General features: G+C 40.6%; 22 protein-coding genes, 1 tRNA gene and 2 pseudogenes. 9 read left to right on the forward strand and 16 right to left on the reverse strand.

Annotated elements, in window-relative coordinates:
- Positions 1-216: 216 nt before the first annotated feature.
- The 6 genes from IM450_RS16790 to IM450_RS16825 form a co-directional block, all read right to left on the reverse strand.
- Positions 217-372: a hypothetical protein gene (locus IM450_RS16790; protein ID WP_002754850.1), complete on the reverse strand. Its 156-nt coding sequence runs from the start codon at positions 370-372 to the stop codon at positions 217-219.
- Positions 369-725, reverse strand: coding sequence for a toxin-antitoxin system TumE family protein (locus IM450_RS22580; protein WP_353736978.1), 357 nt, complete (start codon positions 723-725; stop codon positions 369-371). Before IM450_RS22580 ends, IM450_RS16790 begins: the two co-directional genes overlap by 4 nt.
- A 25-nt stretch (positions 726-750) precedes the next feature.
- Positions 751-1041 (reverse strand): hypothetical protein, encoded by a 291-nt coding sequence (locus IM450_RS16800; protein WP_002754848.1) that lies wholly within the window; start codon positions 1039-1041, stop codon positions 751-753.
- 321 nt (positions 1042-1362) lie between these two features.
- Positions 1363-1536, reverse strand: a complete 174-nt coding sequence (locus IM450_RS16805) for a hypothetical protein (RefSeq protein ID WP_287720654.1) — start codon at positions 1534-1536, stop codon at positions 1363-1365.
- Positions 1537-1637: 101 nt separating this feature from the next.
- Positions 1638-4544 (reverse strand): tetratricopeptide repeat protein, encoded by a 2907-nt coding sequence (locus IM450_RS22585; protein WP_353736977.1) that lies wholly within the window; start codon positions 4542-4544, stop codon positions 1638-1640.
- A gap of 2 nt (positions 4545-4546) precedes the next feature.
- Positions 4547-5635, reverse strand: a complete 1089-nt coding sequence (locus tag IM450_RS16825) for a tetratricopeptide repeat protein (RefSeq protein ID WP_287668290.1) — start codon at positions 5633-5635, stop codon at positions 4547-4549.
- A gap of 288 nt (positions 5636-5923) precedes the next feature.
- Between IM450_RS16825 and IM450_RS16830 the strand changes: the two genes are divergently transcribed.
- Complete coding sequence (locus IM450_RS16830) at positions 5924-6172, forward strand: DUF433 domain-containing protein (RefSeq protein WP_002774376.1); 249 nt, start codon at positions 5924-5926, stop codon at positions 6170-6172.
- A pseudogene (locus tag IM450_RS16835) lies at positions 6163-6531 on the forward strand (DUF5615 family PIN-like protein). Before IM450_RS16830 ends, IM450_RS16835 begins: the two are co-directional and overlap by 10 nt.
- Positions 6532-6669: 138 nt before the next feature.
- Here IM450_RS16835 and IM450_RS16840 read toward each other — a convergent pair.
- A complete protein-coding gene (locus IM450_RS16840; RefSeq protein WP_002797266.1) occupies positions 6670-6999 on the reverse strand; it encodes a helix-turn-helix transcriptional regulator in 330 nt (109 codons plus the stop codon).
- The gene (locus tag IM450_RS16845; protein WP_043997783.1) at positions 6996-7340 is read right to left on the reverse strand and encodes a type II toxin-antitoxin system RelE/ParE family toxin; all 345 of its coding nucleotides are present in this window, start codon (positions 7338-7340) and stop codon (positions 6996-6998) included. Before IM450_RS16845 ends, IM450_RS16840 begins: the two co-directional genes overlap by 4 nt.
- 224 nt (positions 7341-7564) lie before the next feature.
- Between IM450_RS16845 and IM450_RS16850 the strand changes: the two genes are divergently transcribed.
- The 3 genes from IM450_RS16850 to IM450_RS16860 are packed head-to-tail and all read left to right on the forward strand — an operon-like array spanning position 7565 to position 8550.
- The gene (locus tag IM450_RS16850; protein ID WP_287107184.1) at positions 7565-7816 is read left to right on the forward strand and encodes a hypothetical protein; all 252 of its coding nucleotides are present in this window, start codon (positions 7565-7567) and stop codon (positions 7814-7816) included.
- A 60-nt stretch (positions 7817-7876) separates the two neighbouring features.
- Positions 7877-8140: a hypothetical protein gene (locus IM450_RS16855; protein WP_002766985.1), complete on the forward strand. Its 264-nt coding sequence runs from the start codon at positions 7877-7879 to the stop codon at positions 8138-8140.
- Positions 8137-8550, forward strand: a complete 414-nt coding sequence (locus IM450_RS16860) for a type II toxin-antitoxin system VapC family toxin (protein ID WP_271935268.1) — start codon at positions 8137-8139, stop codon at positions 8548-8550. The genes IM450_RS16855 and IM450_RS16860 overlap by 4 nt, the downstream gene beginning before the upstream one ends.
- A 15-nt stretch (positions 8551-8565) precedes the next feature.
- Here the strand turns inward: IM450_RS16860 and IM450_RS16865 are convergent, their stop codons facing one another.
- Positions 8566-9879, reverse strand: a complete 1314-nt coding sequence (locus IM450_RS16865; RefSeq protein ID WP_287668283.1) for a tetratricopeptide repeat protein — start codon at positions 9877-9879, stop codon at positions 8566-8568.
- Positions 9880-10170: 291 nt separating this feature from the next.
- A tRNA-Arg gene (locus tag IM450_RS16870) sits at positions 10171-10244 on the reverse strand.
- Positions 10245-10287: 43 nt separating this feature from the next.
- On the opposite strand from IM450_RS16870, the gene moaC reads away from it, so the two are divergent.
- Complete coding sequence (gene moaC / locus IM450_RS16875; RefSeq protein ID WP_002774359.1) at positions 10288-10788, forward strand: cyclic pyranopterin monophosphate synthase MoaC; 501 nt, start codon at positions 10288-10290, stop codon at positions 10786-10788.
- Between the two features lie 291 nt (positions 10789-11079).
- Here the strand turns inward: moaC and bchH are convergent, their stop codons facing one another.
- Positions 11080-14745, reverse strand: a complete 3666-nt coding sequence (gene bchH / locus IM450_RS16880; protein ID WP_287668278.1) for a magnesium chelatase subunit H — start codon at positions 14743-14745, stop codon at positions 11080-11082.
- A gap of 381 nt (positions 14746-15126) precedes the next feature.
- Positions 15127-15408 (reverse strand): annotated as a pseudogene (locus tag IM450_RS16885) (flavin reductase family protein); the annotation flags it as partial.
- Between the two features lie 587 nt (positions 15409-15995).
- Between IM450_RS16885 and IM450_RS16890 the strand changes: the two are divergent.
- The gene (locus IM450_RS16890; RefSeq protein ID WP_002754799.1) at positions 15996-16280 is read left to right on the forward strand and encodes a UPF0175 family protein; all 285 of its coding nucleotides are present in this window, start codon (positions 15996-15998) and stop codon (positions 16278-16280) included.
- Complete coding sequence (locus tag IM450_RS16895; RefSeq protein ID WP_110578515.1) at positions 16267-16749, forward strand: DUF3368 domain-containing protein; 483 nt, start codon at positions 16267-16269, stop codon at positions 16747-16749. Before IM450_RS16890 ends, IM450_RS16895 begins: the two co-directional genes overlap by 14 nt.
- A 72-nt stretch (positions 16750-16821) precedes the next feature.
- Here IM450_RS16895 and IM450_RS16900 read toward each other — a convergent pair whose 3' ends face one another.
- Positions 16822-18552 (reverse strand): diflavin flavoprotein, encoded by a 1731-nt coding sequence (locus tag IM450_RS16900; RefSeq protein WP_287668274.1) that lies wholly within the window; start codon positions 18550-18552, stop codon positions 16822-16824.
- A 365-nt stretch (positions 18553-18917) separates the two neighbouring features.
- Here IM450_RS16900 and IM450_RS16905 point away from each other — a divergent pair, with 365 nt between their 5' ends.
- Positions 18918-19211 (forward strand): hypothetical protein, encoded by a 294-nt coding sequence (locus IM450_RS16905; RefSeq protein WP_002754794.1) that lies wholly within the window; start codon positions 18918-18920, stop codon positions 19209-19211.
- Positions 19212-19541: 330 nt separating this feature from the next.
- Here the strand turns inward: IM450_RS16905 and hypF are convergent, their stop codons facing one another.
- From hypF to IM450_RS16920, 3 genes are read right to left on the reverse strand one after another with little or no spacing between them, the layout of a single operon-like run.
- Positions 19542-21806 (reverse strand): carbamoyltransferase HypF, encoded by a 2265-nt coding sequence (gene hypF / locus IM450_RS16910; protein WP_287668270.1) that lies wholly within the window; start codon positions 21804-21806, stop codon positions 19542-19544.
- Positions 21807-21856: 50 nt separating this feature from the next.
- Positions 21857-22531 carry an ATP-dependent Zn protease gene (locus IM450_RS16915; RefSeq protein WP_287668267.1) on the reverse strand — a complete coding sequence of 225 codons (675 nt, stop codon included), beginning with the start codon at positions 22529-22531 and terminating at the stop codon, positions 21857-21859.
- 52 nt (positions 22532-22583) lie between these two features.
- Positions 22584-23036 carry a hypothetical protein gene (locus IM450_RS16920; RefSeq protein ID WP_287668264.1) on the reverse strand — a complete coding sequence of 151 codons (453 nt, stop codon included), beginning with the start codon at positions 23034-23036 and terminating at the stop codon, positions 22584-22586.
- Positions 23037-23327 lie beyond the last annotated feature (291 nt).

Below are 23327 nucleotides of genomic sequence, written 5' to 3' on the forward strand. Positions count from 1 at the left end.
ATTTTAGGTTTGATCCCCCCTGCCCCCCTTGATAAGGGGGGTGCCGATCCCCCCTGCCCCCCTTGATAAGGGGGGTGCCGATCCCCCCTGCCCCCCTTGATAAGGGGGGTGCCGATCCCCCCTGCCCCCCTTGATAAGGGGGGTGCCGATCCCCCCTTAGTCCCCCCTTTAATCCCCCCTTAATAAGGGGGGCATCTGATAACTTTTAACGCCTACCTACTTATCAAATTTAGCCAAGATTTTCAATCCTTCTTCTGGGTTGCCATTAGCTGCCATTTCCTTAAATCTAGTATAGGCATTAAATTCGGCTAAAGTGTTGGTGGAAAGATATTCAATCAGTTTATTGATACTGATTCCTTTTAGTTCATTCATAGAAAAATCCTGATTCTGGCGGTAATTTCCTGAAGAACTTCTAAGAGTGTTGGAGCAGCGGACGAGATTACATTTTCTTCACTGCTGTCATGTTTGTGATGGGGATAGGTTGGGAGGTTCAGCTTTTTATGATGTGGAGTATTATCATAACGGAAAATTAAGGTATTCATGGTATTCATATACTGATAAGCGTACATATTACGATTAATAATTGTTTCGATATTGACAAACTCTCGAATATGCAGAACTGAATTATCAATGAATTTAATTTCGGCTCGAATAAATCCTTCATAACTATCGCGTTTTTCACAATCTAGCGTAAAAAATTTTATTACTGAACAGGTTGCGATAATTGTTTAAATCTGTTGAAAATAATCTTCAATTAACAAATTCAATTCCTCTGAGTCTTTCTGCTTTTTCCTGTAGGCATTGTAGCATTCGCAATTCGCCAATCCATTCGTCAAGTTCCAGGGTTTCCTGAAATTCGTCGTTTTCGTAGCGATGCAGAAATTCTGCTGTGGACAGTTGATATTTGTCCTCAAATTCTCGCAGTCGTTGTTCGGTACGCTGGATACCCGCTTCAGTGGAACGTAGGGCTTCAGCGATTGCGCCTTCGATTAGAGGTTTGAGGGAGCCGGAGTGATGAGAGATGAGTTTGAGTTCCTTCATAATAGGAAGTCTTGTAGCTACTTTTGCATTATAGACAATTGCTAAGATATCCAGAGGGCGCAGGTTGCTTGTGCCACTACACTAGACCTCTCCAATAATTGTCAAACTAAGGGCTGAAATCCTTTTGATCTATGGTCAATTTTTGGGTTCATTTTTTCTCTTTTCTCCTTCTCTCTCAGATTATACTTTTGACTTTTGACTTTATTTTCCCTTTTTAGCGTCGTTGGCGAGTTGGTTGGCGCGGCTGACGGGATCAAAACGGAGGCTAGGATTCCACTTTTGGGCGATTTTAAAGCCTTCAATTGCTTCGTTGATTTTGCCTTATTTGGCTAAGGCTTCGCTTTGTTCCATTAAAATACTCGCAATAGACTGGGTGAGGTCAGCAGTTTGGCAGGTCGATAATTTAGCCAGCATTTGAGGATTGACAATCAAATAGTTTTTTAACCAATTACAGCCTCGAACCAACAGGCGATCGAGATTTTCCACAGGCCACACCCTCGCATGAGGAAAGTTGCTTGGCTAATTGGAGTATTTCTTCTAGAGTGACAGTATTTTTCATGATTTTTAGTTGGGTGATAGCAAATATTGCATTATGTTTATGGATATGAACTAAACTCCATCGAAGTTGCATCACCAGAAGGAATAAAACTGGCCCAATAAAAAGGATGTTTTTGCTTTTCACCCTTGAGCATTCCTAGTTGAATTTGTCGTAAAGCTTCACTGCGTCCTTCTCCTTTTTGTAAGCGTCCATAATAGGCGACCATTAAATCTTTAGTCGCATCATCAGATACTTTCCAAAGGCTAATTAATTGGCTTTCACTACCTGCTATAACTAAAGCGCGGCGCAATCCATAAACTCCCTGACCGATTTTAATATCTCCTTTCCCCGTATCGCAAGCAGAAAGCACAACTAATTTGGTTCCGACTAAGTTTAAATTGGTAGTTTCTAAAGCAGTCAAAACCCCATCATCTCCTGCACTTTGACCGATTGTAACTCCTGCTAAAACTAACCCAGAACGCAATAAAGGATTCTCAATCACATTGCTTTCTGGTTTAAAAAAACCATGAGTAGCGATGTGGAGAATATTCGGTTTTTTAACTTGTTTGACGGCGTTTTCTGTGGCTTGAGAACCCGTTAAAACAGTGGCTTGAGGTAAGAGATTTTTAATTGCTTTAGCTTCTTGTTCTGTACCCGGAAGACCGGGAAAAGTAAACTCAGACAGGTCTATGGAACGAGTGAGAGCGACTTTTTCCCCTGCTTTACCGTAGAAAGGATCAGCTACAATAAGCGGCGATTGTTGACTGGCAAATTTATCTTTAAGGCGCAGTAAATCCCGTCCAGAAGTGAGATAAGTAATATGATAATTTTCCACTAAGTATTGATTATTTTCATCTACTAAAGCTTCAAAGGGAATTAAATTAAGTGCAGCATCAGGAGAAAGCAGAATTGTTTTAGTATTGCCTAATAATTGACGGATAGGCTGCATCAATGTCTCATCAAGTTTACGCGCTGATTTTTGCAGTTGAGGGAGAGGAGTTTCTGCGTCTGCAAGATTGTCACGAAAGTAAATTAATTTGTCATCAATCGGTTTAGCTTCCCCTAAATCCTTGGCTTTGATGTCACCATTGGGATAGAGAATATAAACAGCATAACGAGGATTGCCAAAGCGTTGATTTTCAGGCGCTTTAGGATTATAAGGTTGATAGCGGACTATTTCAACTAAAGCAGCATCAGCAGGAATTAGCTTTTGAATCCCTTCCAGGGTAATGGGTTGGGATAGGCTACGAAATTCGGCACTACGAACACCGATTTTACCCTCTATTTCTTTTGCTTTTTCGGTAACTTCGTTAATTTGTTGACGGTAAATTTCTGGGTTTTTAATATCTTCAGGCTTTTTAAAAGTCAGATTAGATAGTTGAGTCCGAACTTCAATCAGTTGAGTCAATAATTGTTGACTTTCGGGGTCATCAGTACGTTGTCGGAGAATTTGTAAGCTATTGGTTGAAACATCTAAAATTCGTCCTTTACGTTCTAAGATAGTTTTCAAGGCGAGACGGGTTACTTCTGGGTTATTCGGTACAGCTTGAAGATTGAGGGAAATCACCGAATTAGTCGTCCCTAAAACCTTTGCCATATAATCTTGTTTTTGCTTGTCATCCCCCATTTTTAGATTTTCTAAGAGGTTGTATTCTTCTACTGCAAGTCCTTGGCTGAGATAATTAATGGCTTGAGGAATGTCATCTTGAGACCAGTAAAGTCCTGCCAAATTGTTGAGGCTGGCTGCGGTTAGGGGATGGTTGTCTCCTAATTGTTGTTTGATGATAGCTAAGGCTTCTTTGTAGAGGGGTTCGGCTTCGCTGTATCTTCCTTGAGACTGGTAAAGTCCTGCCAAATTGTTGAGACTGGTGGCGGTAGAGGGATGGTTGTCTCCTAATTGTTGTTTCCTGATAGCTAAAGCTTGTTTGTAGAGGGGTTCGGCTTCGCTGTATCTTCCTTGAGACTCGTAAAGTCCTGCCAAATTGTTGAGACTAATGGCGGTATCGGGATGGTTGTCTCCTAATTGTTTTTTCCAGATAGCTAAAGCTTGTTTGTAGAGGGGTTCGGCTTCACTGTATCTTCCTTGAACTCTGTAAAGTTCTGCCAAATTGTTGAGACTGGCGGCGGTATCGGGATGGTTGTCTCCTAATTGTTGTTTCCTGATAGCTAAGGCTTCTTTGTAGAGAGGTTCGGCTTCGCTGTATCTTCCTTGAGACTGGTAAAGTAATGCCAAATTGTTGAGACTGGTGGCGGTATAGGGATGGTTGTCTCCTAATTGTTGTTTGATGATAGCTAAGGCTTGTTTGTAGAGGGGTTCGGCTTCGCTGTATCTTCCTTGAACTGTGTAAAGTTCTGCCAAATTGTTGAGACTTTGTGCGGTATCGGGATGGTTGTCTCCAAGTACCTTTTTACGAATAGCTAAAGCTTGTTCTGCTAGAGGAATCGCCTCGTTATATTTCCCCTGCTGATACAATTGAATAACTTGCTGATTTAGCCTCTCTGCTTCGGCTAAGGCAATATCTCTTTCCGTTGCTTCCCGCCAACTCAAGACGTAACTACCGGATTCTTTTGCTTTAGCTGAATTGACAATAAGGGTGTAAGTTCCCGTTACAGGTAGAGTCAAGACAATTCTGGCATTATTCTCATCTCCCCCATCATCATTCTCGGCAATCTTGTTATTATTGGGGTCAACCAAAATGAGATAAGCATCAAAATCCTTGCTAGTCAAATCAATAATTAACGGTTCTCCTGCTTTTCCTTGAAAAGTATGGACATTGAAATAACTCTCATCTTCCATGGTTTGGCTATTGCTGTCTAACTTTCCTTCAATTGAGGAACTATCAGCCACACTAGATTCTGATTGCTGTGCTAAAGTTCTTTGTCCCACCGTTGGGGTTAAGATGACTCCCGATAATCCCATCACTCCCGCAACCGCAGCCGCCATCATCAATAATTTAACTTTCATCCTTACTCCCTCCTTAAAATGTCATTAATTGTTTTAGCCAATTCCTGAACCTGCGAAATATCCCCTAACTGATTGTAAGTCCCCTTCGCCTTAGTTAACCACTGTATCGCCTCATCCTTATTTCCCAAGAGACGATAAGCTATTCCTAAACCCGCTTGTATCTCCGCTTGCACTGACAAATTCTGCGTATTTGTTGCCAGTTTTAACGCTTTTTCATAAGGTTTTTTTGCCAACTGAGGCAACCCTATCTTAAGGTAAGTATCCCCTAACAGTTGATAAACGGTAGCAACCTGACTATTTTGCTTCACCAATCCTTCTAATACCTCAACCGCATCCCCATACAACCCATAACCTCGATAAAGATGCGCTAAAACTAACCCTGCTTCCTCTGGGGATAATTGCTGCTGTTGAACAGTTTTAACAGCATCTAAAACCGTTTTTTGAGTCTGTTCATCTAATACTCTAAACCCGACGTTTTCATCATCACGTCTAGAAGACGCACCATTATCAGCTTCTATGGTTACTCGATATCGCTTTCCTGCTTCCAGAGGAGGTTCACCGGGATAGACTATTTCAGTTTTATTTGTCTGCGTTTCCCAATTAACCCCATCTATTTTGATAGTATAATTAGTTACACCCGGAACAGCATTCCACCGCAGTGAAGGACGATTGGTAATAATATTCGTTTCACGAGGAGTAATTAGATAAGGTAATTTTGCTAAAACTTTCTCTTTATTTCCTGTTGGACGGAGGGTTGTATTATTAATATTGGGAAGTGAAATCACAGGATTTCCCCGAGGACAGCCACTAGAAACAATATACTTTCCTGTTTTAACCGTCCACTGCTTGAGATTACTACAATAAACCTTAACGGAAGCGTTAGCTGCCACTTCTAACTTATCATCAAAACTGAGGGTAAGTCCGACAGAAGCGGGAAGGGGTTTTTTCCATTGTGGTTTTTTAACGGTAACTTTCCCTTTTACCTGAAAAATCGTGTTAACTCCAACAGTGTTGCTAAAAGTCGCCGCCGGAAATCCTACCGTAATTAATATCAGGGAAATGGGAGTAAAGAGTTTGAGAAATTTATTCATGGGTTGAATCAATTGGGGTTTGGCTTTAATTAGGTTCGTTGTTGAACTTTCGTCCTCATCCGGTGCGATTTCAGAAAACGGGTTTTTTGAAAAAACCCGTTTTCTCGTCTAACTTGTTATACTATACTACTACAACTTAAAACCTCACCATTCCCTAATCTTCTCTATGGGGTTGGAGACAAGCTTTGCACCCTCACTGAAGGAGTAATTTCCCACTTCCACTCGCAACTATAGAATTAGCTATAATAAAATTACCACAGGTATCATCTTCATATTTCTGGAAACTATATGACCTTAAAACAATTAGACCGAATTACTTTTAACTCCAAAATTATGGCAGGTCAAGCCTGTATTCGAGGAATGCGTATTCCTGTTTCTTTAATTCTTAATCTACTTGCTAACGAAAAGCCGATAGAGGAAATCTTAGAGGAATACCCTGACCTAGAAAGAGAAGATATTCACCAATGTTTATTATATGCTTCTTGGTTAGCCAGAGAACAAGTTCATTATTTTGAATTAATCGAGCAATGGAGATAGAGTTTCTAGCCGATATGGGGATTTCTCTGCGTACAGTCTCATGGTTAAGAGAACAAGTTTATGATGTCGTTCATCTTCGAGATGAAGGCTTACAAACTTTATCTGATCAGTAAATTCTTGCCAAAGCAAAAAGAGAAAAGCGGATAATTTTAACTGTCGATCTAGATTTTTCTCAACTTCTCGCTATTAGTGGTGATAATTTACCAAGTGTCATCCTATTCCGTTTAGGCAATGAAAACTACAATCTAATTAATCAGCGTTTAACTATAGTTTTACGAGATTGTACAAAAGCATTAAAGACGGGAGCAATTGTGTCAGTGACAGATCGTATTTTTCGGATTAGACTTTTACCAATTTAAGATTTTTGCTTTATAGCGTTCATGGAGTCTTCCCGTTAATTCCATCTTAAATATTGTGTTCCAAAAGCGAACACCTTTATTATTGAGTACAAATTATAACATTGGCAAATAATCTCCCTGTCCTCTGTGTCTCTGTGGTTAATTACACTTCGTTTCTGAATAGTCACCAATAATTATAGGTTCTTTGTTGGGAATTTTGACAATAATTTCGACAGTTCCACCTAAGGCGTTAACTACTTCGCGCAGTGTATTTAGCTCTAGATTTTGCTCTTGTTTAAGTTTAGGTACTATTGATTGCTGTACTTCAAGATGCTCTGCCAATTCTGATAAAGATAAACCTAGTTTTTCCTGCAAATACTTAAGCGTAAGTTCCTCCAGATAAATTTGGGAAGCTCTTGCTTTAATAATTGCTTGTCGTTCTCCACAAAGTTTATTAAATTCTTCCGAGAAGTTGGTATATTCTTTCATGACTTTTCTTCCTTAAGTTTTTCCAGATATTTTTGATAACGTTGATCTGCTATAGGAATATTTTCTTTGTACCATCTTTTGTTACCTGACTTGTTCCCCCCAACAAGTAAAATTGCTTGTCGATGAGGATCAAAGGCAAATAAAACACGCCAAGGTTCACCTTTATACTGAATACGAAGCTCTTTCATATTCTTAAAAGAAGCTCCTTCAATGGTATCAACTCGTGGTCTCCCCAGTGCTGGTTTAAGTTTCATCAATACAGTTAAAACAGCAAATACTTCATTTTGAAGTCCCTGTTCTTGTTGATAAAACCAGAACCTAAAATCTGGATCAAATATAATATTCTATTCCATAAATATAATATAGTCTGTACATAAAATAATGTCAAGCTTTCAGTTAAACATTCGGCTCTCTTGCCATCATCATTATAAATTATAACATCGGTGAATAATCTCTGTGTTCTTTGTGTCTCTGTGGTTAATTACCCTCGATAATCTCCGTACCTCAATCCAACTTGAAAATGCTATAATAAAAGTAACCTATTATCACTAAGGAAACTTTAATCATGACTAACTTAAACAATCATTCAACCTCTAACACATCCGAAGAGCCTGAGTTATCAATGGAAGAACTCGATGCTAAATGGGATGCACTAGAAAATGACCCAGAATTTTTAGCAAAACCTTTTTGGCAAAAAATTATAGAAATTGGTAACGTTGTTCCCCAATCAGAATGGCGAAAACACTTTCCCAGAGACTTTGCGCGTAACGCGGAACATTATATGTACGGCGCACCAAGAGAAGATGAGGAAAAATAACAAACACAGAACTAACGTCAATTCAAAGTTATAATATATGTAGTAAACCAATCCCACTAAATGATTATGAATCCCCCAAACAATCCCACTCGCACAGAAGAAATTCCGACAATAGAGGAACTTCCGACAATAGCTGAATTACAAGCAAAATTCGCTCAACTTCAAGCTGATCCCGAATTCCGCAAAAAACCTTTTTGGCAAAGAATTGCAGAAATTGGCGCACTTGTTCCCCAGTCAGAATGGCGAAAACACTTACCTACAGACTTTGCGCGTAATTTTGAACACTATATGTACGGCGCACCAAGAGAAGATGAGGAAGAATGAGAAAAATTTTCTTAGATACATCCTATTTGCAAGCACTCGCTGATTATAGAGACAATCTCCATGAACTTGCCACACTAATGACAGTAAGACTAGGAAAATTTACAGGAATTACTAGCGAAATGATTTTGACAGAATTACTTAACGCATTGTCAGGAAGAGGAGATTATCTACGCCAATCTGCTATTAACTTAACCAACGATTTGAAAAACGATTCTACTATAGAAATCATTCCCCAAACCAGTGAACAATTTCAGCAAGCTTTTGATTTTTACCAAAGACGATTAGATAAAGGATACAGTTTAACTGATTGTGCTTCCATGCAGATTATGAGACAACTGGAAATCTCTGAAATATTAACCTTTGATAAGCATTTTCAGCAAGAAGGATTTAGCGCATTACTCAGAGAATAGTCACTAAACTTTACTTCACTTTAATTTTTTCCTCGCTTCATATAACCATTGCTCCTCCTCCGTATTAATTTCCCTCCCTTCGGCTAATTTAAGACATTTACGCCAATTTTCCTGAGATAATTTCTTGTCTTCTTTTTCTAAAAGTTGAGCATAAATACAAAAAGCAGCACCGGGATTGCGGATAAATTTCTGATAAGCTGGATTTTCAGCGATACCAATAGCAACTAAAAGATTAGGAACTGCATCTTCACTGCGATTTTGCTTAAATCTGGCCCAGCCTAGATTTTTATAAATACTATATTTTTGTAATGCTAAATTGCGTTTCTCCTCTTCAGTAAATTGGTCTAGTTTTTCATCTTTTTCTGCTAATAATCTCTTAGCTTTTTCCAGTAACTCTACCGCTTCTGCATTCTTATCATCTCGCAGATACCAATAAGCGAGATTATTATAAGCATCTATAAAACCACCTTTTGCCGCAATTAAATAGTGTTTTTTCCCATTAGTCAAATCCTGTAACTCTTCATAAAGTGTTGCCAACTTATAATGAGCATCTAGATTATCTGGATCTAACTCAATTGCTTTTAAATACTTCTCTTCGGCTGAAGCTAAATTAGGAAATTCTTGACTTGCTGGCGGAGGAGATTGTAAACGGTTGCCTTCTTGCTTATAAAGCTCAGAAAACCAAGAGAAATGTAACCAAATGCTTAATAGTAAGGCAAAAATTATTACTGTTACCAAAAACTGTACTTTTTCATGCCAATATTCAGCAATCCTCAGAAATTTCATTAACTTAACAAAACTCTTTTGTCGCTCCTGTGTCAGCGCATTTTGAGCCTGTAACAAAGAAATAAAAGTCGAAAATATCACACCCCCTACTTCTAGCAAACCTGAGCCACCACCAAGAAACCGAGTAGCAATCGTTCCGATTAATGTAAAATTAACCCCTAATAAAACCAGCTTACCGCTTCTCAATAGCCAATCAAAGCGATTGCAAGGATGCAGAGATTCCCTACTTTCTAAATGCCACCACCAAGCCTGAGCAGAAATAGGTAAAGTCTCCCGATATTCAGCTAAGTCAAGAACTTGAGTAATTTTGTAACTTTTCTGTTTTAATCTAGCATCTTGTGCGATTATTTTTGACGACATATCAACGGAAATTTCCGCCTCAGCTTCCATTTGTTTATGAAGAGCATCTCTGGCGGCAATAATTTCTAAAGCCTGTGCTTTTTTCAGAGATTTATTATGAGAAGTATCTAAATAATTTAGAGCATTCTGGTAACGCTCTAAAGCAACTTGAAAGGGTGTCGGCACAGGTGCAGGAGAATTCATATTATACTAAATCCGTTGAGCATAGGTTACTTATAAGGACAGGCAAAAGGCAAGAGGCAAAAGGCAAAAGGGGGAATAAATAATCAGTTTTTAATAACCAGATTTAGTATTATACAATCCTAAAAGTTTAGTTTCTTTCACTGTTTGAGGGTAAAAAATACTCCAGCAAAACTGGCTGATGATACTAAATCCTGTTTAAAAAGTATAGGAAAGTGGGAAGATGGGGCAAAAAACCAAAGAAATTAGGAACCTATGGTTCCTAATTCCTGTAGTATATGCCATTGTATGTAACGGGCTTGGAGAGACTCGAACTCCCGACCTTGTGGTCCGTAGCCACACGCTCTAATCCACTAAGCTACAAGCCCTTGTTTTTCTCAACAGTAAACTACTATAGCACAGGTTCATTCAATGACGCAAGAGGGTAAAGAAAAATTATCTCATCTCGACAGCCAAGGCGAGGCCCAGATGGTGGATGTATCGGAGAAAATGCCCACTAAACGCACTGCTATCGCCCTAGGACAAGTGAGAATGCTAAAAACGACTTTTGAAGCCATAGAACAGGGAAATGCGCCCAAAGGTGACGTTTTAGGGACGGCCAGACTAGCAGGAATTATGGCGGCCAAACAAACTTCCTCCTTAATTCCCCTTTGCCATCCCTTACCCCTGCAAAAAATCAATGTTCAGATTATCCCGAAAGCAGAGTTACCCGGCTACGAAATTCGGGCAGAAGTGGTGACAAAATCGGAAACTGGGGTAGAAATGGAAGCTTTAACGGCGGTATCTGTGGCAGCCTTGACTTTATACGATATGGCTAAAGCGTTAGAAAAATCAATCCTGATTGAAAATATCCGTCTGCTGAGTAAAACAGGAGGAAAATCAGATTATCATCAGGATTCCCTGTTGCGATGAAAACCCGGGTGCATCTCACATTTGCAGAAATACCGACAATCAGCAATTATCAGTGACTCTTAAATTATTACAGATGGGTCAGCGGCTGCGTGTAAGCATCCCACCGAAAAACTAATGCGCGGGGGGTTTGGGGGCGGCGCCACGCCCCCAACGGGGGGTTTGGGGGGTAGAACCCCCCAAAGGCTTGGATTGAGTGGTAAAATCGGAAGTAATGACCGATTTTAGCCGAGAGTGTCCCCGTAAAAATCCCAACTTGGTAGATTGACAAAAATGAGATGCAGCCTAAAAAACCTAAGTAACCCCTTCTAATTTTTCATCGGTCAATTGATATAATTCCTGTAATTTCTCTAATTTGTCGGGGTCTGCTTGCCAAAAACCGCGACCCTGTGCTTCTAACATTCTACCGACAATATTACGGAAAGCTTCGGGATTAGCTTGACGCAATTTTTCCGCCATTTCTGTATCAAAAGCGTAGGTATCGGCTGCCTGATCATACACCCAATCGTCACTAAAATTAGCCGTACCGCCCCAACCAATTAAAGCGGTCATTCTTTGGGAGATTTCGTAGGCCCCACCGGAACCTTGATTAACCATGGCATTGGCCCATTTAGGATTGAGTAATTTACTGCGGTATTCTAAGCGCAAAACCTCCTCTAATTTGCGGGGAGTTGTATCATTGGAAAAACTCTCGACAAAACTCGTCATCACCCGTTTACCGCTTTGTTTTTCTGCGGCTAATTTTAATCCTCCTGTATTGCCGTAGTATTCCTGAATATCGGTTAAACCGTATTCTACCGAGTCAATTTCTTGGATAATACTTTCACTGGTTTTTAATAACTGTTGTAGCACTTCTGGCCGCGCTTGTCCCTTATCTTGACGACCATAACTAAAAACATTACGCTTTTCCCAAGTTTTCGCTAATTCGTTGTCATTGTCCCAATTTCCCTCCACTACTTGGTCATTAACTAAAGAGCCAAAATCCCCGGCAGGATTGGAAAATAAACGAGCGCTGGCATTGTCAATTCCTTGACTTTTTAAGGCTAAATAGTGCTTACGGATATAATTATCATTTTCCGATTCTTCTATCTCAGCTGCCCGCTGCATTAAATCATCCAATAACTCGATAATATTGATAAAAGTATCGCGAAAAATTCCCGATAAATTAGCCAAAATATCGATGCGCGGGTGTCCAATTTCCCCTAGAGGTTTTAATTCATACCTGACAATTCTTCCTGTCCCCTCTTTCACTGGTTCCGCACCGACTAATTCTAAGAGAATACCCAGGGATTCACCCTTAGTTTTAATCACATCCAATCCCCAGAGTAAAACTGCTACAGTTTCGGGATATTTTCCTTTTTCGGTTAAGTTTTGTTGTAGCAGTTTTTTGGCGATTTCTCGTCCGCGAGTGTAGGCTGCGGGGGAAGGCATCCGGTAGGGATCCAAAGCGTGTATATTGCGTCCTGTGGGTAAAACTCCCGCACCATCCCGGAGTAAATCACCCCCCGGTGCCGGTGGTACATATTCCCCATTTAATCCCCGCAAAAGATTAGTTAATTCTTCGCTATTTTGTCCTAATAAATTTTTAATAGCAATGCCTTCTTTAAGCTTTTCATTGGTTGCTTCGTCAGCGATAATTTGCTGAAATTCTCGCTCAGATAAATCGGTGAAATAAGCGTCAAGATAACCTTTTAATTCTTCCTGATTGGGAGCAGTTCCTAGGGTGTGTAAACCCGAAGAAAATAGTCTTTGTTCGACGATTTGTAAGTAATTATACACCTTGACAAAATAATCGGTTAGTGCATAGCGGCTAAATAATTTGGCATTTTCTAAAGTGAATTCTATTCCCTGTTTTTCTGCTTCCAGAAAAGGACAATCTTTAGAGATACCTGTATCAATAATCTTTTGCAGGATACTATCTCTTAAAGCGTAATTTTTCTCAGGATTTTCTCGAAACTCGGCAATCAAATCTCGCAAAATCATCAATTCTTTATATAATCCCGCTCGTCCGTAGGGAGGCACATTATGGGAAATTAACACCCCATAACCGCGACGTTTAGCTAGGATAGATTCCGAGGGATTATTAGCGGCATAAATATATAAATTCGGTAAATCTCCTAATAAAATATCTGACCAAGAATAACCGGTATTTCCTAGGGGTGAACCGGGCAGCCATTCGACGGTTCCGTGCATACCAAAATGAACGATAGCATCGGTCTTAAAATCTTTTTGCAACCACTGATAAAAGGCTGCATACTGAGGGTGAGGAGTTAAATCTTTTTCAAACATTAACCGCATCGGATCCCCAGCAATTCCTAAAGGTGGCTGCACTCCAATCCAGATATTACCTAACTCAATACCCCCTAAATGATACTGATCGCCAATAGTTTTTATCCCCGCATCTTTCAGAGATTTCCAGTGTTTTTCAATGCGAGAAGTTAACAGATAACCTAGCCAATTTTCTAAAGTTTCTATCGATAAACGATTTTGTTTAGAGAGATTTTCATCATCGGCAAATTTAACTTTTTGAATAATTTCTTCCCCGTCTTCGGGAATTGTTCCCACATTATAACCCTGCGCTTGTAAAGCTTGTAAAAACTTAACTAAACTCCGGGGAACATTTAACAAAGCAGCCGTACCAACTGCCCCATAACCCGGGGGAAATCCATAGAGAATGATGGCTATTTTCCGTTCTTGCGGAGGGGTTTTATGTAACTTAATCCAACTGTTTAAACGTCCAGTTAAACGCTGTAATCTTTCGGGGATTAAATAGATAGTTTCCCCCACTAATCCCCCCAGAGGAATTGTATCAATTGCTCCATCTAATTCAGGTAAAGCGTATAGAACCACACTCTGTAAACCACCGATTCCCTGTCTTGTCCAAGAATAAATATCTTGAATCAATAAAGGGGCAGCGATAAGATAAGGAATATTTTTAGCGGACAGAATTCGTTTAGCCACTTCTACCTGTCTTCCTGCTTCCATAGAACCCGCAGGACCCCCCACCAAAGGAAAGCCAATCGTCGAGACAATTGCATCTACTGTCACCGCATCTTCACTTAAAGAAGGAGTTTCAATGATTCCTTTTTTTCTTTGCTGAATTTCGTAGTCTGTGGTTAACCAATCCCGAACAATTGTATGGCCTTCTACTCCGTTAATAAACACGGGTAGGGGAATTAAATTAGCCGTTTCAAAATGACGGATTAATTGATTAATATAGGGTAGTTTACTGATAACGTGCTTCCGATAAAGCAGCAGTGCCACCACTGGTTTATCAAGAGATTTATTTTTTTTATACCAAGTCAAATATTCTTGGGGAGTGAGAAAATAACCCTGATAATCGGGGTGTAATAGTCCCTTATTGGGAGTTTCGATAACTTCGGGTATTTCCCGTACTTTTAATCCTAGATATTTTTGGGCAATTACCCAACACATAGCGGCAACATTTTCGGTTCCTCCCGCATTCCAATAACCGTAAATAATTAACCAATTACGCAAATCTTGAACTTTTTTAGCGGGAATAAATTTCAGCAGTTTCGGACCAGTTTTGAGGAAACTGAGATAACCGGCTAACTTATCTTCTTCCTTGCCACTGGAAAATTTACTTAAGATAAATTGAATTGGTTTTGGCATTCCTTTTGGTTTATCCCCGATGGCAAATTCTCCCAAACGGGTTAAACTCATTAACTCTAAAGCAGACTCAAAAACTAAGCGAATCGGAATCTCTGCCGCTCGTTGCCGCAGCCAAGTAACTTGATCGTAATCGAAGATCAAACTAGCAAAAAAAACGTCGGCATTGGCTAAAGCTTGCTCGACTATTTCCGGTTCGCTAGTCAAGGATTTATCGCTGAATACTTTTACTTCTAAATCGGGACATTTAGAACTAGCCAACAGGCCCGATTGCCGATATAAATTGGTGTTAAAGGTTTCAAAGCCAACAATTAAAACAATGCTTTTCATAAGAATATATTTTTATACTAAATCTGGTTATTAAAAACTGATTATTTATTCCCCCTTTTGCATGAGTGCCTCTCCTGATATGTAGCTTATACTCAACGGATGGCCGTATTACTTGCGATTTTATCACTCAATCCAAGCCTTTGGGGGGTTCTACCCCCCAAACCCCCCGTTGGGGGCGTGGCGCCGCCCCCAAACCCCCCGCGCATTAGTTTTTCGGTGGGATGCTTACACGCAGCCGCTGATACATCTGTAATAATTTAAGAGTCACTGCACTTGCGGGAGTGTCTATCCTGATATGTAGCCTGATTTAGTATTAGATTAGACCAATCAGGGTGCGTTATCCTGCCTGAAAACACCCCCTGAAATGATCATAACGACAAATTAATAATAACTGCCGGATTTGCGATGATGGATGGCGGTTAAACCTTGGTGTAAAACCTTACCTTTTTCTGCGATCGCATAAATCAACCAATGATCACCGCACTCCATTCGTTGTTCTACCCGACATTCCAGATAAGCGAGCGCTTCGGCCAAAATCAGCCCACCGTTCTCAGCTTTAGTGGTTTCGATATTAGCGAAACGATCTTCTCCTGGAGTAAAACGTTTGAGAAAATGCTTCATTAAAGCTATATGTTGTCCTTCTTGCCGGATATTAAGGACAAAATGGATATAAAGTGGGTAGAGTCGATGGGAGGTATTATCAGCAATTCTCATTTTAAGGTTTCATGACATTAAAACCCTTGCACCCAGAGGGGTTAATAATTCTTAACGAATCTCTAGATCGCTGAAACAACGCAAAATCGTTTCAAAATGAGAATTGCTGCCACTATCTCACCTGCATCGGTCTAACACCCCCTTAATAAGACTTATAGCAGAGAACGAGTTGGTTAGGACAACCTAAATCGCTAAAATTCAGTTCTGGCAAGGATTTTCCTTCTGCCTTCTGCCCGCTGCTATAATAGCGCACTGTGCGGTTTAATCACCTCAATCAGGAGTCAGGAGACGATGCCAAATCAGATTATACTTCATCTTTATGAGAAACGCTGTAAGCTGTAATAATTAAGAGGCATCTTAAAAAAAGTCAGAAACCCTTCTGTTCCCTGTTCCGGAGTTCTCTTGTCTCTAAAGTTATAGTCATTTCAATTAAGATTGAGAATATCAATGCTAGAGTTAATAAGGGTTTAACTGGTCTAGAGTGTATCAGACTTATCTGAAATGACTATAACTTTATTTTTAACTAGGTACTTAGAATGAAAAATGAAATATTAAATCTAGAATTTTCTCCCGATGTTCTTGCCGCTTTAAAAATAGGAATTGATGAACTCGGTCAAGAAATTAAACTTCTGGCCGCTATTTATTATTTTCAAGAAAAGCGACTTTCTTTAGGAAAAGCGGCGGAATTAGCGAGAATTAATCGCCTAGAATTTATGGATATTTTGTCTAAAAAAGGGATTGTATTGTTTGATTATGACGAATCGGCGTTAGCGGTTGAATTAAAGGGAATAGAAAAACTGGAGCCTGATGATTGTAAGTAACGCTACTCCCCTCATCGCTTTTGCGCGAATTGGTCAACTCGGTCTTTTACAAGAAATAGTTAAAAGCATCATTATTCCTAAGGCGGTAGCTCTTGAAATCAGCACTTACGATCAAGACAAAACTGGCTCGATCGATCTATTACGAGAACAGTGGATTTCTGTCCGAGAAATCGCCTCTCAACAGCAGGTTTCCTTACTATTACCGACTCTAGATCGAGGAGAATCAGAAGTCATCGTCCTTGCACTAGAACAAAAAGCCTCTTTAGTGCTTATCGATGAATTAGCTGCTCGTCAGGTGTGTAAATCTCTCAATATTCCAATTACAGGTTCGATCGGTATTTTAATTAAAGCAAAACAGTTGGGAAAGATCGCTGCAGTCAAACCTTACATAGAAACGATGCAACAACAAGGCATATACTACAGCCAGAAATTTATCGATCTTGTTTTACAAACAGTAGCAGAAGGATAGGGGAGAGTATTGTTCACTTTCGGGATCAGCCGAAACCCTTGTTTTTTGCGATCCCTTGCCCGTCACCATGAGTTAATAATAACTGCCAGATTTGCGATGATGGATGGCGGTTAAACCTTGGTGTAAAACCCTGCCTTTTTCTGCGATCGCATAAATCAACCAATGATCACCGCACTCCATTCGTTGTTCCACCCGACATTCCAGATAAGCGAGCGCTTCGGCCAGAATCGGCCCACCGTTCTCAGCTTTAGTGGTTTCGATATTAGCGAAACGATCTTCTCCTGGAGTAAAAGGTTTAAGAAAATGCTTCATTAAAGCTATATGTTGTCCTTCTTGGAGGATATTAAGGACAAAAGGCGTACCGCTATAAAGCAGAGACTCGATCGCTCGTTCTTTCGCCACGGCAATAGTCAATCCGGGGGGGGTAAACGTCGCTTGCGACACCCAAGAGGCTAACATGGCGCCGCGCAATTCTCCCAATTCGCAGGTGACGATACAGAGAGAACCCACCAAACGGCCCAGCGCCTGCGATCGCCGATCGCTTTGGGATTGGTTAACATTAGTTTTCGGTTGTCTGCTTTTGCGAGCTTTTTTGACTGCTTGAGCGAAATCGGTTCCCGCTTCCTCACAGGTCTTTAAAATTGCCTCCGTGGGCTTAAATTTAACCCGAATTGGCTCAAAACCGAAGCGATAACCGCCATCCCGGAATTTACCTTCCAAAAGATCGATCGCTTCCCCACTCCAACCGTAGGAGCCAAAAACCCCCACCAGCTTGCTTTTATCGCCATTGGACAGGGTAATCCCCAAGGCGGTTTGGATGGGAGTCGGTGCGTGTCCTCCCAAAGTGGGGGAACCAAAGATAAAACCGACACTTTTTTCGATCGCCGTTTTGATCTCGTCCGGTTCAGCGAACTCGGCATTAATCGCCGTCACTGCTACTCCCGCTTTCGTGATCCCCATGGCGATCGCTTGAGCAAGGGTGGCGGTGTTGCCGTAGGCACTGGCATAAATCAGGGTGATTGTCAACTCTTGGGACTTTTGTACTGCTAACCATTGTTGATAGGAAAGGGTCAATTCGTGCATCGCGTAACGCACCAGAGGACCGTGACCAACAGCATAAAATAAGGGCGATTTAGCGGCTAATTTCTCCAAAGCGTTGCTAATTTGGCTGGCATAGGGAGCCATGAGACAATCGAAATAATAACGCCGATCTTCGTTATAAACGCTCCAACCCTCATCAAAAATTTGGTCGCCACAAACGTGCGCTCCGAATAATTTATCGGTGTAGAGAATATCGGTTTTGCTGTCGTAGGTACAGAGTTGATCGGGAAATCTGGGGTTAGGAGTGGGGATAAATTCTAATTGATGGTTTGCCCCTAAATTTAATATTTCTTCCCCCTTGACAACCAACAGATTTAATGCTTCGGTTTCGAGAATTTTTTTCAGGGAAATTGCCCCCGGATTAGAACAAACAAAAGTGACTTGAGGAGCGATTTCTAAAAGTGCCTTGAGGGTGACGGCACGATTGGGGTTAACGTGACCGAGGATAATATAATCAATAGTTTTCGGATCGATTCTTTTAGTTAAAGCCTCTAAAAATATAGCCGAGAATGATTCCCCCGGTGGATCAAAAAGAGCGACCTTTTCACCTTTAATCAGATAACTATTGGCGGTGGTTCCCTTTTGTAATCCGTATTCGATCTCGAATTTTAACCGGTCCCAAGTGCGGGAACGAAAGACAAAAGTATCGACGGCGATCGGTGCTACTTGTACATCTCTCGGTTTGACAATTGCATTATTCATAATTTTAGTTACCAGTTATCAGTTAAGTAGTCAATTAGTTAAGCGGCAACTTGAGGCTGTGATCATTTTTTACTAGGCAAGTTTGGCATCAAAGTCAACACTTGATTTTTGACTAAATACAGCCTTTTATCGCTAGGGACGAGTGGGGAAATTTATAGGTTATCTTGCCAGCAGGAAGGACATCAATATCTACAGTACACTATCTCTGGGAAGAAACCTAGCTTCTAGCAATTGGCTCGCGGGTAACGATACTCCTCTGGGGGGATTTGCCAGTCTATTGAGAAATTCTAAAGGGAAGGTGATCCCCAGAAGGGAAGTGCTAGTCTGAGGGAAACCCTGCTCTTTCCCTATCAGGCAAAGTTTTTATGAGCTATCAGCACTCGTCTTTTGACTGCACTAGCGCCAATTTTGAGAAAGCCGCTTTGAGTCATTTTCGCACTCTTGTGGCTTTTTTACCGGACAATTGCCGTATTTACCGGCAAACTTGGGAATTTTCTACGGTTCTCTGTCTCGATTTTCTAGCCTGTTTGCAGGGACTAGCAATCACTCGTCAAAATTTTGCCCATCTAGTTAATGTGACACAAGAACTGGGTTTAGGTCAAGCAATCATTTTGAAAGTAGGCAATAAAATCGTTGAGTGGCATCGTTTAACAGTCTAGAAAAAAATCGGCTCTCTGTATTCTTTGTGTCTCTGTGGTTTATCTTTAACGCTTATAACTACCTCTTACCTCTTGCCTCTGGGTGCATCTCATTTTTGCACTCTCAAAAATTAATTATGCAAGAACTCTATAGTAGGGTTGATTCATGAATCAACCCTACCCAAACCCTGGAGCGCATTAGTTTTTCGGTGGGATGCTTACAGGCAGCTGCTGATATGTCTGTAATAATTTAAGGGTCACTGATAATTGCTGATTGTCGGTATTTTTGCAAATGTGAGATGCACCCATTGCCTCTTGCCTATCCTAACCAAGAAGTTAATTTTATCCTATCTAGAACTGTTTGAGTTGAGAACAGGCCCCGATAATTTGACCAAGGCTAATACCACCATCATTAGTGGGAACAGTTTGCTGCCAGTAGGGTTGAAATCCCGAAGCTTGTAGGCGATTAATTGTTCTTTCCGTCAGATAACGATTTTGAAAACAGCCTCCCGTCAGGAGAATTTTTTCTCTACCTATTTTCTGAGCAATTTCTACAATAATCTCATATAAACTATTATGAAATTTAGCGGCAATTATGCCGATTTGTACTTGTTTTTCTAAATCCTCAACAACTCCTAAAATTATCTGATTCCAATCAATAACTATGGGGGAGTCGGCGGATAAAGAAAAATGATAATATTCTTCGGTTTTAATGCCTTCAAGAGCAAATTCTAACTGCATTGCTGCCTGTCCCTCAAAACTTAATTGATAACATAAACCTAGAATCGCCGCCACACCATCAAACAAACGCCCGACACTAGAAGTTAAAGGACAATTAATTTTTTTTGTTAACATTTGCCTAAAAATCGACCATTCCTGTTCACTAAAAGCTGATTTTATCCTATCAGTATTTTCCATAACTTCTAGTAATCCTAAAGCCACTCGTCTGGGTTCTTTAACTGCTTTTTCTCCTCCCAGTAATGGCCAGGGTTTAAAATGGGCGACTCGCTGCCAAGAATCGGCAGCAATATGGATAAATTCTCCCCCCCAAATTGTGCCGTCTAAACCGTATCCTGTTCCATCCCAAGCAACCCCTAAAACTGGAGGTTGTAGCTGATGTTCTGCCATGCAGGATAAAACGTGAGCGTAATGGTGTTGAATGGGAATAACGGGCAAATTTAAGCTATAAGCGTACTTGGTTGCTAGATATTCAGGATGAGCATCACAGGCAATAACTTCGGGTGCAAACTCGTATAATTTTTTTAAACTATCGAGGATATTTTCAAAATGATTGACGGCATTAACTGTATCTAAATCGCCTATATGTTGACTGATAAAAACTTGATTTTTTTGGTAGATAGCCACGGTATTTTTAAAATAACTTCCCACGGCCAGAATCGGGGGAAAATCTCCCTCATTAACTTTAACGGGAAAGGGAGCATATCCCCGCGCTCGCCGCAAAATCATCGCTTTTCCCGCCATTTCCCTGATAATAGAGTCATCCACTGGTCGAAGGATGGGACGATTATGAACTAGAAATAAATCGGCAATTTTTCCTAATTTTTCTAAAGCTTCTTTTTCCTCAATACAGATAGGTTCATCGGCTAGATTACCACTGGTTGCTACAATAGGAAAGCCCAATTCTGCTAATAAAAGATGATGTAGGGGAGTATAGGGTAACATGACTCCTAGATAGGGATTACCCGGAGAAACGGCAGCAGAAATATCATTTTTTCGCTGTTTAATCAGGACAATTGCTGCTGCAGGAGACTGCAATAATTGCGATTCTAAAGAAGATACATAACCATGTTTTTTCACTAACTCAAGATTAGGATACATCACGGCAAAAGGCTTATCTGGTCGCTGTTTACGTTGTCGCAATTTTTGCACTGCTTCCGTATTTCTTGCATCGACAACTAGGTGAAATCCTCCTAATCCTTTTATCGCCATAATTTTTCCCTGTTCAATTGCTCTAGCAGTGGCGATTAAAGCTTGATCTTTTTCCGCTAATACAGAGCCTTGACTATCTAAAAGACTAATTTGGGGTCCGCAACGAGGACAGGCATTCGGTTGGGCATGAAAACGGCGATCCAGAGGGTTTTCGTATTCCCTTTGACATTCGGGACACTGATTAAAACCCCTCATAGTTGTGGCACTGCGATCATAGGGTAAACTCTCGATGATACTGTAGCGAGGACCGCAGTTAGTGCAGTTAGTAAAAGGATAGCGATAACGACGATTATTAGGGTCAAAAATATCGGCTAAACAATCGGGACAAGTGGCTAAATCGGGCAGAACAATTGTATTCTTTTCACCGCCGCTGCTCCGGCGTATGCTAAAGTTTTGATAACCGACGGTATTTAACCATTGAGTCTCAATATTTTCAATTAGCGATTGAGGGGGTTTTTCTAAAGATAATCGATTCAAAAAAGTTTCTAGTTTGTCTCGATTGCCCTCGACTTCAATAAAAACTCCCGCTGCTGTATTATTAACCCAACCAGTTAGGTTTAATTCCGTTGCTAATCGATAAACAAAAGGACGAAAACCGACTCCTTGTACTGCTCCGCGCACAATTAAAGCTAATCGCTGCTCGGATTGAATGCTCTGATTATTCATAAATAATTTAACGGGGAAATCATCAAATCTATCCCTGATTACTTTTCCCGTTATACTAAACTTTCACTAATCACCCGACAGCATTCTTCCACACTGGCCCTTTTTTCCATAGCTATCACTAAAGCTTGATAGGCAGTCTGTTGTTTTTCTAAAAGAGTTTTTGCCTGTAATAAACTCCAGCGCTCTTTTTGGGCATAATTATTCTCAGGAACCCCCGCTAATTTTAAGGCCGATTGCAGATAAAATCGATCGCTTTCTCCCCCTGCCGCTTTACCATAAACTAAGGTTTCGGCAGCAATTCCCGCCATCCACACCGTAGAAATTCTCTCTAAAAAAGCAGGAAAATCGGTAAAGTTCTTGACTTTTTGCCCTAAATCTGCTAATTCAAATTGAACGCCGCCGACTCCCTCTTGGCCTTGACGAAAGGCTTCCCAAGCGGTCAAACTATAACTGGCGATCGGAATACCCAAAATATAAGCGGTGAGAAAATGTCCGGCTTCGTGGTAAATAACTCTTTGACGGTGTTTACTAGGAGAAAGAGCATCCAGTAGTAAAGTCACGCCCCGGTTATTAAAGGTGAGAGTATCAACGGTAACTAATCCCAAGAGGCTAAAAGTAGCCAAAGCGGGGACAAAAGGCGAAATAGACAGCAAAGGGGTGACAAATACGGAAAGAGTGATCGAAAAAACGGTAATCGCGATCAGATTTAAAGCTGTCTGTTCCATAAAAATTAATAAAAATATACAAATGCTTAATACTATGTTACATTGCCTAGTTTTATTTTCCCCGAATCAACCAACCAATTACCCCACCCACAAAAGCAGTCACAATCGATATACCGATCTGTTTCCAGTTTTTTACTTCCCCAATTTTTTCAGCTAAATCGGGAATTTTTCCCACGGATGCCTCGATGAGTTGCACTCTTGCATTTAAACCCGTGATTTTTGCGTCTAAAGTCCTGATTTCTCCCTTAATTTCCGTCTGTCCTATCTCTAGGACTTGAATTTCTCTTTTGATCTCTCCGACGCTATTCTCGATCGCTTTTTGTCCACTCTCCAAAGAGGTTAAACGAGTTTCGATCGCTTTTTGTCCACTCTCCAGAGAGGTTAAACGAGTTTCGATCGCTTTTTGTCCACTCTCCAAAGAGGTTAAACGAGTTTCGATCGCTTTTTGTCCATTGATAATCAGATTTTCTAACCTTTTTAAGTCATTTTCCGTAAAAGCCGTCATCAGCTAAACTCCTAATAGATTAATTTTTTCTCGTCTTGAGATTGAGTCGATCGTTGACTAATTTAATTATGGAGTCAAAATCAAGCTGTTACCCACTGATAGTTCTAGCTTCGACGCGGCAATAGGGATTTAGGGTGATAGGCAAATTTCCCCCACTTCCCCACTTCCCCACTTCCCCTTTACCATAAATAAACATTATTGTTTTCCTGTATGGATAACTTTTATTGATGAATATCGCTCGCACTATGCAAGAGGCAATAGGGATTTAGGGTGATAGGGAAATTTCCGCTA

Origin of the sequence: Microcystis sp. M083S1 (genome assembly GCF_020246405.1) — a bacterium.
Classification (GTDB): domain Bacteria; phylum Cyanobacteriota; class Cyanobacteriia; order Cyanobacteriales; family Microcystaceae; genus Microcystis; species Microcystis aeruginosa_C.